General features: G+C 70.4%; 10 protein-coding genes and 1 pseudogene. 4 read left to right on the forward strand and 7 right to left on the reverse strand.

What is annotated here, in order from left to right; genetic code table 11:
• Positions 1 to 6: 6 nt before the first annotated feature.
• Positions 7 to 639, forward strand: coding sequence for a maleylacetoacetate isomerase (gene maiA / locus AC1RJ9_RS25995; RefSeq protein ID WP_492841272.1), 633 nt, complete (start codon positions 7 to 9; stop codon positions 637 to 639).
• The gene (locus AC1RJ9_RS26000) at positions 640 to 1272 is read left to right on the forward strand and encodes a carbonic anhydrase (RefSeq protein ID WP_492841274.1); all 633 of its coding nucleotides are present in this window, start codon (positions 640 to 642) and stop codon (positions 1270 to 1272) included.
• On the opposite strand, the gene pbpC is transcribed toward AC1RJ9_RS26000, so the two are convergent.
• The 4 genes from pbpC to AC1RJ9_RS26020 all read right to left on the reverse strand — a co-directional run bounded on the left by pbpC (position 1259) and on the right by AC1RJ9_RS26020 (position 10046).
• Positions 1259 to 3355: a penicillin-binding protein 1C gene (gene pbpC, locus AC1RJ9_RS26005; RefSeq protein ID WP_492841276.1), complete on the reverse strand. Its 2097-nt coding sequence runs from the start codon at positions 3353 to 3355 to the stop codon at positions 1259 to 1261. The two genes, AC1RJ9_RS26000 and pbpC, sit on opposite strands and share 14 nt — an antisense overlap.
• Before the next feature lie 82 nt (positions 3356 to 3437).
• Positions 3438 to 8504 (reverse strand): alpha-2-macroglobulin family protein, encoded by a 5067-nt coding sequence (locus AC1RJ9_RS26010; protein WP_492841278.1) that lies wholly within the window; start codon positions 8502 to 8504, stop codon positions 3438 to 3440.
• A gap of 155 nt (positions 8505 to 8659) precedes the next feature.
• Entirely contained in the window at positions 8660 to 9493 is an 834-nt protein-coding gene (locus tag AC1RJ9_RS26015) for a carbonic anhydrase (RefSeq protein ID WP_492841280.1), read from the reverse strand.
• 79 nt (positions 9494 to 9572) lie between these two features.
• A complete protein-coding gene (locus AC1RJ9_RS26020) occupies positions 9573 to 10046 on the reverse strand; it encodes an Lrp/AsnC family transcriptional regulator (RefSeq protein WP_492841282.1) in 474 nt (157 codons plus the stop codon).
• Between the two features lie 120 nt (positions 10047 to 10166).
• On the opposite strand from AC1RJ9_RS26020, the gene ald reads away from it, so the two are divergent.
• Positions 10167 to 11279, forward strand: coding sequence for an alanine dehydrogenase (ald, locus tag AC1RJ9_RS26025; protein WP_492841284.1), 1113 nt, complete (start codon positions 10167 to 10169; stop codon positions 11277 to 11279).
• A gap of 150 nt (positions 11280 to 11429) precedes the next feature.
• Here ald and AC1RJ9_RS26030 read toward each other — a convergent pair whose 3' ends face one another.
• Positions 11430 to 12134, reverse strand: coding sequence for a glycosyltransferase family protein (locus AC1RJ9_RS26030; RefSeq protein ID WP_492841286.1), 705 nt, complete (start codon positions 12132 to 12134; stop codon positions 11430 to 11432).
• A gap of 165 nt (positions 12135 to 12299) precedes the next feature.
• Positions 12300 to 13178, reverse strand: a complete 879-nt coding sequence (locus tag AC1RJ9_RS26035) for a bifunctional regulator KidO (protein WP_492841288.1) — start codon at positions 13176 to 13178, stop codon at positions 12300 to 12302.
• On the opposite strand from AC1RJ9_RS26035, the pseudogene AC1RJ9_RS26040 reads away from it, so the two are divergent.
• Positions 13171 to 14264 (forward strand): annotated as a pseudogene (locus tag AC1RJ9_RS26040) (XdhC family protein). The gene AC1RJ9_RS26035 and the pseudogene AC1RJ9_RS26040 sit on opposite strands and share 8 nt — an antisense overlap.
• Here the strand turns inward: AC1RJ9_RS26040 and AC1RJ9_RS26045 are convergent.
• A complete protein-coding gene (locus AC1RJ9_RS26045; RefSeq protein WP_492841290.1) occupies positions 14261 to 15016 on the reverse strand; it encodes a creatininase family protein in 756 nt (251 codons plus the stop codon). The pseudogene AC1RJ9_RS26040 and the gene AC1RJ9_RS26045 overlap by 4 nt on opposite strands.
• Between the last annotated feature and the right edge of the window lie 331 nt (positions 15017 to 15347).

Below are 15347 nucleotides of genomic sequence, written 5' to 3' on the forward strand. Positions count from 1 at the left end.
CTGGAAGTGAAGCTGGTCCTGCACAGCGCCAAGCGCGCCAGCGCGCCTTACAGGGTGCGCATCGGCCTGAACCTGAAGGGCCTCGCGTACGAACTGCGCCCCGTCGACCTGGTGGCCAACGGCCATCATGAACACGCCTATCGGGCGCTCAACGCTCAGGAGCTGGTCCCGACCCTGGAGGTCGACGGCCGGCCGCTGACCCAGAGCCTGGCCATTCTGGAATGGCTGGACGAGGTCTCGCCCGAGCCCGCCCTCTTGCCGCACACCGCCTATGAACGGGCCATCGTGCGCGGCATGGCCGAGATCATCGCCTGCGACATCCATCCGCTGAACAATTTGCGCGTCCTGCGCCAGCTGACCGCGCTGGAGATCGGCGAGACCGACCGCAACGCCTGGGTCGCCCGCTGGATCAGCGACGGCTTCCGGGCCCTGGAGCCGATGGTCGCCGCGCATTCCGGCGGCTTCGCCTATGGCGACGCGCCGGGTCTGGTCGACTGTCTGCTGGTGCCGCAGGTGTTCAACGCCGGCCGCTTCAACCTCGACCTGTCGCCCTTCCCTTCGATCGTCGCCGCCGCCGCCCGCGCGGCCAGGCACCCGGCCATCGAAGCCGCCCATCCCGACCACCATCCGGAGCGCTAGATGCTTGAGGACCTCAAAGCCAACAACGCCGCCTGGTCGGAACGCAAGACCCAGGTCGATCCGGAGTTCTTCAAGCGCCTGGAAGGCCAGCAGAGCCCGGAATACCTCTGGATCGGCTGCAGCGACAGCCGCGTACCGGCCAACGAGATCGTCGGCCTGGATCCGGGCGAACTGTTCGTCCACCGCAACGTCGCCAACCTCGCCCCGCCGCAGGACGCCAACTACCTGTCCGTGCTGCAGTTCGCGGTCGAGGTGCTGAAGGTCAAGCACGTCATGGTCGTCGGCCACTATGGCTGCGGCGGCGTGGCGGCGGCCATCGACGGCCAGCGCCGGGGCCTGGTCGATCACTGGCTGCACCCGATCCGCGAGATCCACGCCGAGCACAAGCACGAACTGGAAGCGATCCCCGAGCAGCGCGCCATGCTCGACCGCCTGACCGAGCTGAACGTCGCCCGCCAGGTCCGCAACGTGGCCGCCGACGTCTTCGTCCAGGACGCCTGGGCGCGCGGCCAGGACCTGTCGGTGCACGGCTGGGTCTATTCGTTGCACGACGGCCTGGTGAACGATCTCAACATCGGCATCAGCAGCCTGGCGGACTACGAGCGGATGATGGCGGACTCTAACCGCCCCTGATCCGCACCCGCGCCTGGGCCTTGCGCCCTTGCGCGTCGACCACCGACAGCTTGTAGAAGCCCGGCGCGGCCGGCCTCCAGATCGCGCGGCCGCTGACCGGATCCAGGTCCAGCGGCCGGCCTTCCACGTACCAGGTCAGGCCCTCGCCCTCGGCGGCCAGCACCAGGCCCCGCGCCTTGGCATTGAAGGCGTCGACCTGCACCGACGCGCCGTCGGGCGGGAAGATCAGGCGCGGGCCTTCGTCGGCGGCGCGCAGTTTCCGCAAGGCCAGCGGCGCCAGCTTCGGCGCGATCGGGCGCGGGGCCGAGGACTGGGTTCCGATGGCGTCGGCGACGTCGAACAGCAGCGGCAGGGCCGCGTCGCGGCCCGTCAGACCCCCGCGCGCGCCGCCATCGGCCCGGCCCGTCCAGACCAGGATCGCATAGCCGCCGACCACCCCGGCCGCCACCGCGTCGCGGAACCCGTAAGAGGTGCCGGTCTTGAACGCCATCGACGGCCCGCCGCGCGTCAGGGCCGAGGGCGCGCGGCCGCGCGGCGCCGGGGCCTCGCGGAGAATATCCAGCACCTGCCGCGCCGCCTCGGGCCGGACCAGCCGCGTTCCCACCGAGCGCTCGCGGGCCTTGGCGTCCTCTTCCGTCCAGGCCAGCGGCTTGGCGATCCCGCCGTCGCCCAGCGCGGCATAGAGCATGACGAGATCGCGCCAGGTGATGCCTTCGCCCCCCAGCGCCAGGGCGAGGCCGGCTTCCTTCAGCTGCGCCTTGGGCCGCGCCAGATGCGCGCCGGCGGCCTCGATGCGGCCGGCGAAGGCCTCGGGGCCCAGCTTCTCCAGGGTGGCGACGGCCGGCACGTTCAGCGAATGGGCCAGGGCCTCGCGCACCGTGACCTTGTCGTGGAACACGCGGTCGAAGTTCTCGGGCTGGTAGTCGGCGAAGCGGGTGGCGTTGTCCTGCAGTTGGGTGTCGGGCGCGACCAGGCCGTCGTCCATGGCCATGGCGTAGATGAACGGCTTCAGGGCCGAGCCCGGCGAGCGCAGGGCGCGGGTCATGTCGACCCAGCCGCCGGCCCGGTCGCGGCCAGCGGAACCGACAGCGGCGCGGACGGCGCGGCCCTTGATCTCGACCACCAGGACGGCGGCGGTGGCGTCCGGACCTTGCGCGCCCGCCACGGCGGCGACCATCGGCTCCAGCCGCGACTGCAGGTCGGCGTCGAGGGTCGAGACCACGCTGGCCTGGCCTTGCGGCGCGTTGCGGGCCAGCTCACCGGCCGCGTGCCAGGCCAGGGCCGGGAACGGCGCGCGGCGCGGCAGCGGCTCGTTCTCGGCCTCGAAGGCGGCCGCCTCCGTGATCGTGTGGGAACGAACTAGCTTGTCGAGCACCGCGCGCCGGGCGGCCTTGGCGGCGTCGGGACGACGGTCGGGACGGCGGGCCTCGGGCGACTGCGGCAGGGCGATCAGCAGGGCCTGCTCGCCGTCGGTCAGGCTGGTCGGCTCGTGGCCGAAATAGCTGAGACTGGCCGCCCGCGCCCCTTCCAGGTTGCCGCCATAGGGCGCCAGGGTCAGATACAGCGCCAGGATCTCGCGCTTGGACAGCCGCGATTCCAGCTGCACGGCGCGGACCATCTCGATCAGCTTCGAGCCCAGATTGCGCGGGCGCGGCTCCAGCAGGCGCGCGGTCTGCATGGTCAGGGTCGAGGCGCCGGACGTGACGCGGCCATGGACCACCGCGGAGCCGACGGCGCGGACCAGCGACAGCGGATCGACGCCCAGGTGCCACCAGAACCGCGCGTCCTCGGTGCGGATCAGGCGCTTCTGGAAGGTGGGGTCGGTGCGCGAGAGGTCGGCGCGGATCCGCCAGCGGCCTTCCTCGACCGGCAGGGCCCGCAGCCAGGCGCCGCGACGATCCAGGGTGACCGGCGAGGAATGCCTGGCGCGGGTCATGTCCGGCGGGAACACGGCGCCGAGGGTGGCGAGGACGACCTCGGCGGCGAGCACGGCGACGAGGATTTTGGTGATCAGCCGAATTCTCCCCTCCCCCTGGATGGGGGAGGGGCCGGGGGTGGGGGTGACTAAGGGATCGGACGGCATCAACGACGCGCCCTATCCTGACGCGCTGTCACCCCCAACCCCGCCCTTCCCCCATCGAGGGGGAAGGGAGAGCTTCCGATCATCACTGCCCCGGCGCGATCGTCGCGCGCGAGGCTTCCGAGCGCGCATTGACCGCCGGACGGTACATGTCCTTGGCCACGGCGCCGGGCAGGAAGAAGCTCCCCGGCGTCACGGCCCGGGCCACATAGGCCAGGGCGAAGCCCTTGTTCCCTTCCAGGTCCAGCGCGGCGATGAACCGGTCGTCGCGGCTTTCCTGAACATCGGCGGCGGTCAGCTCGCCGAGGAACTTGAACGGACCGTTCTGGGCGTCGTCGGCGCCGAGCGTCGTCTCGATCTCGAAACCGGCCGGCAGGGCGTCGTCGACGACCAGGGCGGTCGAGCGGGCCTGCATCGAGCGTCCGGAGACCAGCACGATGATCCGGTCGCCCTGGCGGATGGTCGCCGGGTCGATCGCGCCGCCGCCCATCGACAGCAGGCGCTTGGAGACCGACAGACCGCTCGCGCTCGCGCCCGGCGCGGCGACCGGCGTGCCGCGCACGCTGACCGTCCGCCAGATCGCGCCCTTGCCGGCGTTGACGAAGTGGGCGTCGGCCAGCTTGCCAACCGCCCAGCGCGGCGCACCGCCGGCCGGGGGCAGCGGGTTGGCGCCCGTCGCGGTGATCGAGATCGGCCCCGAGGCCTGGATCAGGGCGTTGGCCGCGTGCAGCAGCGCCGCCTGTTCCTGGGTGTTCAGGGCGTCCGGATCCTTGCTGACGTTCTCCAGCCGGCCTTGCAGCTGGCGGGCGACATCCATCATGCCGGACTCGGCGGCCAGGGCGGTCAGCACGGCCGTGTCGCGCAGCGGCGTCTGGTACCAGTCCTGCTCGTCCTTGTAGCCCAGGCTCGACACCGCCTGGCGCATGGCCGAGCGGGCGCGGGCGTTGTCGCCCATGCGGGCCAGGCCGGCCGCCACATAGGCCTTGGCGATCGGCTGGGCCTCGTCCTTCATCTGCACGTCGTGCCACCAGCGCAGGCGGGCCAGATCCCCCTTGCCGGCTTTGGCCATCACATAGAGGGCGTAGGCCGAGGCGCGGCGGCGCATCCGCTCCGTCGCCTTCTTCGAAGCGTCCTCGTTGCTCGCCCACCAGCCCGGATATTCCATGCGGTAGGCGACCGACGAGAAGCCCTCGGGCCGGCTGACCTGGCGCATGGCGCCGACCGCCTTGTCGATGGCGTTGTCGGGCACGGCCACGCCCTGCGCCTTCGCCTCCAGCAGGAAGTCGACGACATAGGCGCCGAGCCACGGATCGGCCTCGCCGTCGCCGACCCGCCACAGGCCGAAGGCGCCGTCCAGGGTCTGGCGATCCAGCAGCTTGCCCACGGCTCCGGCGAGGGCCGCCGGCGTGCGTTTCAGCTTCGGATCGGTCGAGAAGGTCTGGGCGTAGAGCAGCGGATAGGCCGTCGAGACCAGCTGCTCGGTGCAGCCGTACGGATAGCGCTGCAAGGCCACCGCGATCGCCGACGGGTCGAAGCCCCGGATCGGCGAGTAGCTGACCTGCAGAGTCACGTCGCCCGCCGCCAGGCCCGACAGCAACTGGTACGAGGGCGTGAAGCTCTCGCCCGGCTTCTGCGCTTCGGTGGTGGTGCGCACGATGTCGCCCCAGCCGAGACGGGTCTGGATCGGGTAGTCCTTCTGGGTCGCGAAACCCGGGCCGGCGACCTTGAAGCCGATCTTGCCAATGCCGGTGACATCCGGCGCCAGGAAGGGGATCTTCTCGGCGATGCGCTGGCCCAGGATCAGCTGGAACACCTTCTTGAAGGCCACCTTCAGCCCATTGGTCGAGAAGGCCTCGGCCGTATAGGCGCCCGGCTTGCCCTCGACATTGTGCAGCTCCAGCGTGGCGTAGGCCTGGTCGCCCGGAGCCAGGAAGCGCGGCAGGTTCAGGTCGGCCACCACCGGCTGGCGCACGGTCAGGGGCTTGGAGGCCGAGCCGACGGCGGTGTCGGTCCAGGCCACCGCCTGGATGCGCAGCTCGCCATTGAAGTCGGCGGCCGGCAGCTTGATCACCGCCTTGCCGTCGAGACCGGTCTCCACGATGCCGGACCACAGGGCCACGGTCTTGATCGGGGTGGTGGTCAGGCCTTCGCCGCCGACCTCGTCGCCGCCGAAATTGACGTTCGCGGGCGCGCCCAGGTTCGGGTCGAGCAGGCGGCCGTAGTCGTCGCGGTAGTTCAGGGTCAGGGCGCGCTTGCCGAAGTACCACTTCACCGGGTCGGGGCTGTCCTGGTGGGTCAGGCGCAGGATGCCTTCATCCACCGCCGCGATGGTGACCTTGGCCTTCTGCCCAAAGCCCAGGCCGCTGACCTTCACCGGAATCTCGACCGGCGTCTTGCTGTCGATCTTGCTCGGCGTGCCGAGGTCGACCGTCAGCTTGCGGTTCTTGGGATCGATCGGGACATAGACGAGGCCAAGCGCGCGGCGCGGCTTGGGCGAAGCGACCGGGTCACGCGGCTGGATGACGCTGACCATCACATAGGCCCCGCCGCCCCAGGCGGCCGAGGTCTTCAGGCGCACGGTCGTGCCGTTCTCGCTGACGGAGACGGTCTTCAGGTCGATCAGGCGGTCGGTGGCGACCGCGATCTGGGCCTCGCCAGCGTAAGGCGGCTTCAGCGTGATCTCGACCGTATCGCCCTGGCTGTAGGTCCGGGTTCCGGCGGACACGCGGACCACGTCCGGCGCCTCGCCTTCACGGGCCGGAGCACCCCAGCCCGCCGAGAAGCGGGTGACGGTCCTGGCGCCGTCCGCGCCCTCGACCTCGAGGCGGTAGTCGCCCCAGCCGAGACGGCGGGTGAACTTGGCCGGCGAACCGGCGCCGATATTGACCTGCGCCTTGGCCACGATGGCGTCGCGGCTGCTGCGCCGCCACTGCCAGCGGCCGTTCTGCTGGAACCAGTCATAGTCCCAGCGCTCGGCCACCAGGGTGTAGGTCGCGGTCGCGCCGATGCGCTGGCCGGCGGCGTTGACGGCGATGATGTCGAGGCTGACGGGCGGATCGCCCTTGCCGGCCTCGCCCTGGTCGACCTTGACGCCGTAATAGATCGCCTTCGGACGCACCTTCAGCTCCAGCCCCTCGCGGACCGGACGGCCGCCGGGCTCGAACACCGAGGCGGTGACCGAGGCCACCAACGGCTGGGCGGTGTCGCCGGCGTCGGTGGTGGCGACCGACAGGATCGCGTGGCCCTCGCCGTCGGTGACGGTCGAGCCGAGATCCAGGTACTTCTCGTCGAACGGCTTCCCCTGGTCGCCCCATTCGAAGCCTTTGTAGGCCGGGAATGGGTCGGTATCGGCGCGCAGGCGGGCCTCGCCTTGCGTCTGCAGGCCAGCGCCCGGCGCGCCATAGAGGAAGCGGGCCGAGACGTCGACCTTGCGGGCCTCGCCGGCGCCGAGCGCGACGGAGTCCTGGCCCGTGGCGGTGACCGCCAGGCGTTGCGGCGCGAAGTCCTCGACCGAGAAGCTCAAGCTGCCGGTCGCCTCCTCGATGCCCTCGATATGCAGCTCGGCGGTCCAGCGGCCGCGCGGGGCCGATCGCGGCAGAGCGATATCGGCCAGCACGGCGCCGGCATTGGCCTGGCCGAACGGATAGCGCTTGAACTCGACGCCCGAGGGCCGCTTGACGATGACCTCGCCCTTGCGGTCGGAGACGGCCTTGGCCATCCGGTCACGGACCATGGCGGTCAGGTGGACGGTCTCGCCGGGCCGGTAGATGCCGCGGTCGGCATAGAGATAGCCGTCGATATCGGCCGCCACGCTGCGTCCGTCGACGCCGCCCTCGGTGCGGCCGCCGACGCCCTGCTTGGACAGGTCGACCGGCGAGCGATCCAGATCCAGCACGGCCAGGTCGCCTTGCGGGCCATAGGCCATGACCATCTTGGCGCGCTCGGCGCCCTGGCCCTTCAGCAGCGGGCGCAGGAAGCGCACGCGACCGTCGGCGTCGCTTTTGGCCTCGGCCAAGGGCTCGCCGTCGGCGGCGACCAGGTTGACGGTCACGCCCGACAGGGTCTTGGCGCTCTTCAGCGAGCGGACCACGACGTCCAGGCTCTCCGAGCCGTCATAGGCCAGCATGGCCATGTCGGTGAACACGATCCAGCGGCGGGCCTGGGCCGGGTTGTTCTCGCTGTCGTCCGGATCGCGGCCCCCCGAGGCGTCGCGCGCCTTGATGACATAGGCGCCGGCCTTCATCTCCTTCAGCACCGCGCCCAGCGGGAAGACGGTGGTGGCCTTCTGGCCGGTCGCGCCGCCGGTGACCTGCACCGTGCCCTTCCAAACCCGGCGGCCGTCGTCGCCCACGGCGTCCTCGCCATAGTCGCCAGCCCAGTCGCCCTCGCCGGTCGGATCCGGAGCGGTGATCGACTTGCGGACCAGATTGCGGTCCGGCACGCGCCAGACTTCGATGGCCAGGGCCTGGACGTTGATCGTCTCGATGCCGACGCCGTCGGACTCCTCGCGCGGCAGGATCACGCCGTCGCCGGCGAAGCCGACATACGGAGGCTTCTCGCCGAACGTGAAGTCGACGTCGGCATTGGCGGCGAGCGTCTCGCCGCCCTTGGCGGGCAAGCCCTTGAGCAGGGTGATTCGGTGGTCGGTGAAGCCGATGCCGCCCAGGCACAGCTCGTCGCCCTTCACCCGCACCGAGGGCTGGCGGCCGAGGTCCGGTGAGACCAGCACGAAGTCGGCATAGGACTTGGACGGATCGAGATCCTTGCTCATGCGGATGCAGGCCAGCGGATCGGGGCCGCTGCTGTCGACGCGGGTCTGCCAGACCGCGAAACCGTCGGGCTTGGGGATGCCGCGACGCGGCGCGTTGGCGCCGCGCGGCTTGCCGAACAGCGACCAGGCCTCGCCCTTGACCGCCGTGGCTGCCGCCGGCTTGCCGCCGCCGAAGAACAGGCCGGCCTTGCCGACCGCGAAGCCGCCGCCGAAGCCGACGACCAGCGCCCCGGCCACGGCGATCGCCACCGGGCCTCTCAGCGCGGCGGGCCAGCGTTCCGACACGGTTCGACGAAAGCCGTCCCAGCGATCGCGCCAGGCGTTTTGCCGGGGACCTTGGATGTCGGAACCGCCTTCCGGCGGCGTCTCGTCCGTCGACATCCGTTGTCTCCCACTGATTTGCGCTTGGTTCAGGCGAATTGAACCTAAGCGCGATCAGGGGTCAACGGCGGTCGAATGACAGTGTCACGACCAATGCTCAAGCTTGCCAGCGATTGCTCAGCGTCACTCGCCCCGCCAAAGCGGCGACGCCCGCTTTAAGCGTCGAACGCCACCACGCCCGTGGAGAGGTCGTAGCAGGCCGAGACGACCTTCAGCCGCCCCTCCTCGATCCGCTCGGCCAGGACGCCGTCGGCGACCTTCAGGCGGCCGGCGATGTCGCGGACATTGCGGCGGATGGCGGCGTCCTGCAGGTCGGCCGGATGGGTTTCGTCGGCCTCGAGCACGGCCGGGATGATCGGCAGCACCATCTCGTACAGCGCCCCGTGCAGGTTGGCGTGCTTCTTGGCGACGTCGACCGCCGCGCCGACCGCGCCGCACTTGGTGTGGCCCAGCACGACGATCAGCGGCGCGCCCAGGTGCTCGACGGCGTAGACGATCGAGCCCAGCCCCTCGCGGCCGACGGTCGAGCCGGCCACGCGGACGACGAACAGCTCGCCCAGATTGCAGTCGAAGATCAGTTCCGGCGCGGCGCGGCTGTCGGCGCAGCCGATCACCACCGCGAACGGCTTCTGGCCCTTGGACAGCTCGGCCACGCGCGCCAGGGTCGGCAGGATCAGATTGGCGCCGCCGCGGGCGAAGATGGCGTTGCCGTGCTTCAGGCGGCCCAGCGCCTCGTCGGGCGCGACCTCCTGTCCGGACTCGGCGTGCCCGGCCGGGGCGTGAGCGGGCTCGGCCTCCAGCGGCTTGACGCTGGCCATGGCCTTGTCGAGCGCGGCCTTGTCGCTGGCCTGGTGCTTCAGGGCGCTGGAGGTCCGGCGGCCCTTCTTGGTCAGCAGACTGGGATGGGCCGGGCCGTCACCCTCGGCGAAAGCCAGGGCCGGCGCGGCCAGGCCCGCGAGCGCGCCCAGCAGAAGTCGTCTCGAAACCATTTCGTCCCCCGACGCGGTTTGATGTCGACGGGGAGCTTAGCCGATCGAAGTTAACCGGGATTAACAGCAGTCCGAAGTTTCATAGCGGCAGTTCGACGCGCTTAACGACAGTGCGCATGGCGATACTGCTGCTGACGCGCACCACGCCGGGGATCCGGGTCAGCTCCTGGGCGTGGACCCGCTCCAGGTCGTCGACGTCGCGGACCACCAGGCGCAGCAGGTAGTCCGAGCCGCCGGTCATCAGGTAGCACTCGGCCACCTCGCGGACATTGGCGATGGCCTTCTCGAAGGCGCTCAGCGCGGCTTCCGCCTGCGACGACAGGGTCACCGTCACGAAGACGCTGAGCGGCAGGCCCACGGCCCGCTCGTCGATCACCGCCGCATAACGCCCGATGACCCCCGCCTCCTCCAGCGCCCGCACGCGACGCAGGCACGCGGACTCGGAAAGATTCACCGCCTCACCCATTTCCACATAGCTGGCGCGGCCCCGCCGTTGCAGCAGGCGGAGAAGCTTCCGGTCGAAGCTGTCGAGGCTGACGGGAGGTTTCTTCACCTAAGCATCCCTTTCACGCAGGATTCCTGCATAACACGGTTTTCTCCGCATGAAATCCCCAAGGAACCTGCGAGCCACGAAGCGTAAACCGGCGTCAAATCGCTTTTGGAGGAAAGCACCATGCGCGTAGGCGTCCCTTCCGAGATCAAGCCGGGCGAACACCGGGTGGGCCTGACCCCCACGGCCGTCCGTGAATATGTCGGCCACGGCCACACCGTCCTCGTCCAGTCGGGCGCGGGCCTGGGCGCCGGCTATGCCGACGACGTGTATGTGAAGGCCGGCGCGACCATCGCCCCGGACGCCGCCGCCGTCTTCGCCGGCGCGGACATGATCGTGAAGGTCAAGGAACCGCAGAAGGTCGAGTGGGAAAAGCTCGAGCCGCGCCACATCCTCTTCACCTACCTGCACCTGGCGCCCGATCCGGCCCAGACCGAAGGCCTGCTGAAGAGCGGCTGCGCGGCCATCGCCTATGAGACCGTCACCGACGCGCGAGGCGGCCTGCCGCTGCTGGCCCCGATGTCGGAAGTGGCCGGCCGGATCGCCGTGTTCTCGGCGGCCGAGACCCTGCTGAAGCACAATGGCGGCATGGGCCTGCTGCTCTGCGGCGTTCCCGGCGTGCCCCCGGCCCGCGTGGTCGTGCTGGGCGGCGGCGTGGTCGGCAGCAACGCCGCCCGCATGGCCGCCGGCCTGGGCGCCGAGGTCGTGGTGCTGGAACGCTCGATCCCGCGCATGCGCGAACTGGACGACCTGTATCAAGGCCGCATCCTGACCCGCTACTCGACCTTCGCCGCCGTCGAGGACGAAATCCTCAAGGCGGACGTGATCATCGGCGCGGTGCTGACCGCCGGCGCGGCCGCGCCCAAGCTGGTGCGTCGCGAGCACCTGAAGCAGATGAAGCCGGGCTCGGTGCTGGTCGACGTTTCGATCGACCAGGGCGGCTGCTTCGAGACCAGCAAACCGACCACCCACGCCGAGCCGACCTATGTGGTCGACGGCGTCGTCCACTACTGCGTGGCCAACATGCCGGGCGCGGCGCCGCGCACCTCGTCGGAAGCCCTGGGCAACGCCACCCTGCCGTTCGGCCTGGCCCTGGCCGACAAGGGCCTGGACGCGCTGAAGGCCAACATCCACCTGGCGCGCGGTCTCAACGTCCTGAACGGCGAGCTGACCCACCCGGCCGTGGCCGAGGCGCTGGGCAAGGCGTCGGTGGATCCCTACGGGGCCTGGAAGTAGGCCAAACCCCACACCCGATCTTCCCAGCGAAGGCCGGGACCCAGATCACCGGGCTGTGAGGCGCATGCAAAGACGCCCGCGATCCTCTCCGGACCGCGGGCGTTCTTGCATCTGGGCCCCGGCTTTCGCCGGGGAAACGGTTCTAAGCGATCACGCCGCGAAGCGGGCGATGTCCAGGCGGCTCTCGACCATGTCCAGCACGTCGGTCATCCGGAAGTCCGGGTCGACCGGGTGCAGGGCGTCATAGACCGAGCGCGCGAAGGCCAGGTCGGCGGCGGTCTTGACCCGCCAGTCCAGGCGTGACCAGTCGCGCGGGGCCTTCAAATGGGCCTGGCTCCAGCGCTGGGGCTGCTCGCGGATGGCGGCGGTCGGCGAGATGCGGGCCGTCGGGTCGCGCTCCTCGGCGGCGGCGGCCCGCAGCGCGCCGGCCGTGATCACCTCGACCTCGAGACCGGCCGGGAAGGTGCGATGCACGCGGTTGGACGTGTAGTCGGCGCCGCTGGACAGGGCCATGCGCACGGCGTCGTCGATGATCCCCGGGTCCATGAACGGCGCGTCGCCCTTCAGGCGGACCACGTGGCTGACCGCGCTGATCGCCTCGGCGCAGCGAGCGATACTGGCCAGGATGTCTGCGCCGGTTCCGCGATGGACGGTATGGCCCCGCGAGACCAGGAAGCCGGCCAGGGCGTCGTCGACCGTCTCGTTGCTGGTCGCCACGATGATCTTGGACAGGCAGCGGGCGCCGCGCAGGCGCTCCAGCTGGCGCACGATCATCGGCTCGCCCCGCAGGGTGGCCATCGACTTGCCCGGCAGTCGGGACGAACCCATGCGGGCCTGAAGCACGGCGAGGATCATGACGCGTCTCCCTTCGTTGGGATCAAGCTAGAGCATACTCATAAAACTCAAGTGAATCAGAAGCTTACACGACCTTAATCGACAAGCTTAATTGTCGCTGAAGAGGCGTGCGAACGGGCGGCCGATCCAGCCGTCGTCACTGTCGCAGCTGATTCCAGGTGTGGATCAGGCGACCCAACGTCGCGGGTCGAGCGCGACGGGATCGTCGATCGCCATCTCGTCCCAGTCGAGATCCGGCGGCGGGCTGGAGGCCGCGGCGACCACCGCCGAGAGCTCGGCGGCCGAGTTGACGCCGACCAGCACGGCCGAGCCTTCCGGGCGCGACAGCGCGAAGCCCAGGGCGGCCTGGAGCGGATCCGAGCGGCCCTCGGCGATCATCCGGCGCACGCGCGACAGACGGCCCGAGGCGCCTTTCAGCTGGGCCGGGACGCGATCGGGCGGCAGGAACAGCAGGCCGTTCAGGAAGATCGAGCGCAGATGGACCTCGACGCCCATGCCGGCGATCCGTTGCAGCGAGCCGTCGGCCAGCAGGCGCTGGTCCAGCAGGCTGGCCGGCGCTTGCAGGATGTCGGGCTTGAAGCGGCGCGCGACGCCGACGGGATCGTCCGTGGCGTGGGCGGCGATGCCGATCTTGGCGAACAGGCCCTGGTCCTTGAGGCGCAGCAGGCGGTCCCACAAGGCCGCGCCGTGCGGGCCGAACAGTTCCGAGGGCGAGTGGACGATGATCGAATCGGCGCGCTCGACGCCAATGCGGCGCAGCGCGGCGCGGGCCTCGGTCTCGACATGGTCGGGACCACGGTCGGCGCGGGCCGTGGACAGGCAGACGCGGAAGGGCACCGGACGCGGGATCAGGTCGCCCAGCAGGGTCTCGGCGCGGCCGAACAGGCCCGAGGCGTCCAGCACCGACAGGCGGGCGCGGGCGGCGATATTGAGAATGTCGCGCGCTTCGGCTTCGGGCGAGCGACCGCGCGGCGCCGACGAGCTCCCGCCGTCGAGGCCGAACTGGGCCGCAGCCAAACCGAGTTTTGAGACCGAAATGGACATCGCCATCCGTGCGCGAACACAACAACAGACCGCGACGGTACGCGCCAAGGTTTGAACATCCGGTTTCTGGAACCTTGCCGAGGGGTTAAAGTCACCCCGATGACGACAGACCTCTCAGACGACGCCAATGCCGACCCATGGCCCATGCACGGCATGGCCGACGACGCCCGTCCCGCCTTGGCGGCGGCGCTTTGCCGAGGGCCGGCGGCCCTGGCCACCATCATCGCCCTGGGCGACGGCGGACCCCGTCCGGTCGGCGCCCAGATGGTGTTCGGCGAAAATATTCTTTCGGGTTTCTTGTCGGGCGGCTGCATCGAGGCCGATGTCGAGGTCCATGCGCGGGCCTGCCTGGCCGACGGCCAGCCGCGCCGCCTCGTCTATGGCGAAGGCAGCCCCTGGCCGGACATCCGCCTGCTGTGCGGCGCGCGGATCGAGATCCTGGTCGAGAAGATCGAGCCCAACGACCCGGCCGCCCGGACCTTGCTGGACCTGGCCGAGGCCCGCGCGCCCGCCTTCTGGATCAGCGACGGCGCGCGACGGCTGTGCGTCGAGGAGCCGCAGGCCCTGTGGCCCGGCGCCTTCGAACGCGCCTACGATCCCCCGCCGCGCCTGGTGGTGCTGGGCGGCGACCCGACCGCGCTGGCGGTGGCCAGCCTGGGCGCGCAGTCCGGATTCGAGACCCACCTGGTCCGCCCCAAGGGTCCGGCCGCGCCGCCGCCCCTGGCCGGTGTCGCCTATCGCCGCGAGTCCGCCGACGAGGCCCTGGCCGCGATCGGCCTCGACGCCTGGACGGCCGTCGCCGTCTGCGGCCACGACATGGAAATCGACCACGCCGCCTTGATGGCGGCCCTGCCCTCGCCCGCGCCCTATGTCGGCCTGCTGGGCGCGCGGCGGCGACTGCCGGAGCGGATCGCGCGGCTGAGGGCCTCGGGCCTGAGCGACCGCGATCTGGCCAAGCTGCGCGCCCCGATCGGTCTGGACCTCGGCGGCAAGGCCCCGTTCGAGGTCGCGGTGGCGGTGATCGGCGAGATCATGGCCACGCGCCACGGCCAACCGGCCTTGGCGCGACGGGCGGTTGAGGCCTAAGCCGGCGCCGTCTCGGCTCCGAACGCGGCGATGTCCTCGAGCAGGGCGTTGGCCGCCATGTCGACCAGTTCGCCGCCCTTTTCGGGCGTGGCCTGGGCCGGGTCGGAACCCATGCGGCCGTCGGCGTAGCGGGCGCGGAAGTCCAGGGCTTCGCGGATCGGACCGCTCGGCGCGATCTTCGGCTCATAGGCCGTCGTCTTGATCGTCTCGGGATAGGCCCATTGGGTCACGGCGATCTCGGACGGGGTCGCGTGCGAGCCGTGGCCGACGGGGAATTGACGGTTGGCCAGGGCGTTGACGCCGGCCAGGTCCCACCAGTTCTTCAGCTTCAGGGCGAACGGCGCGCGTTGCTGGCGGAAGCTGTAGTCGGCGTAGATCTCCGAGAAGGCCGCCTCGATCGAGGCGACGTTGCCGCCGTGGCCGTTCAGGAAATAGATCCGCGTGAAGCCGTGCGCGCCCAGCGACCGCACCCAGTCGCCGATCGCGGCGATGAAGGTCGACGGGCGCAGGAAGATGGTGCCCGGAAAGGCCAGGTGGTGCTGGGCCATGCCGATGTTGAAGGTCGGCGCCACCAGAATCCTGTCGCCCGCCCGCTTGCTGGCCTCGTGGGCGATGATCTCCGGGCACAGCCAGTCGGTGCCGAGAAGACCCGTTGGCCCGTGCTGCTCGTTGGAGCCGATCGGCACCACCACGCTCGTGCTGGTCTTCAGGCGGGTCTCGATCTCGGACCAGGTGGATAGGGCGAGCAGCATGGGCGGAACTCCCGGAGCCTGTCTTAACAGGCTCCAATCCAAAAAGGGGAGAGCGGGGCGGGCGCCGAAACCGGCATCCACTTTCGGCTGCCCCGCTCTACGATACGCCTCTCAATTGGACCTCGCCCCGCTTCGGCGCAAGAAACCGCGGAGGTCTTCTTGCGCCTAGCGCCGCCCTGCGCATAACTCCGCCGCAACGACAAAAGGGAGTAGGCGGCGTGAGCGACGGACAGGTTTTCCCGGTTCCCGAGGATCTGGCGCGGGGCGCCCATATCGACGCGGCCGCCTATGAGGCCGCCGTGGCCCGGGTCGAGACCGATCCGGAAGGCTA

The sequence above is a fragment of the Caulobacter sp. GW822-FHT07D08 genome (assembly GCF_058798735.1).

Bases quoted from the DNA above. Each gene is read 5' to 3' on its own strand.
- AC1RJ9_RS26000 (WP_492841274.1), top strand. From the start codon at position 640: ATGCTTGAGGACCTCAAAGCCAACAACGCCGCCTGGTCGGAACGCAAG.
- pbpC (WP_492841276.1), bottom strand. From the start codon at position 3,355: ATGCCGTCCGATCCCTTAGTCACCCCCACCCCCGGCCCCTCCCCCATC.
- AC1RJ9_RS26010 (WP_492841278.1), bottom strand. From the start codon at position 8,504: ATGTCGACGGACGAGACGCCGCCGGAAGGCGGTTCCGACATCCAAGGT.
- AC1RJ9_RS26015 (WP_492841280.1), bottom strand. From the start codon at position 9,493: ATGGTTTCGAGACGACTTCTGCTGGGCGCGCTCGCGGGCCTGGCCGCG.
- ald (WP_492841284.1), top strand. From the start codon at position 10,167: ATGCGCGTAGGCGTCCCTTCCGAGATCAAGCCGGGCGAACACCGGGTG.
- AC1RJ9_RS26030 (WP_492841286.1), bottom strand. From the start codon at position 12,134: ATGATCCTCGCCGTGCTTCAGGCCCGCATGGGTTCGTCCCGACTGCCG.
- AC1RJ9_RS26035 (WP_492841288.1), bottom strand. From the start codon at position 13,178: ATGTCCATTTCGGTCTCAAAACTCGGTTTGGCTGCGGCCCAGTTCGGC.
- AC1RJ9_RS26045 (WP_492841290.1), bottom strand. From the start codon at position 15,016: ATGCTGCTCGCCCTATCCACCTGGTCCGAGATCGAGACCCGCCTGAAG.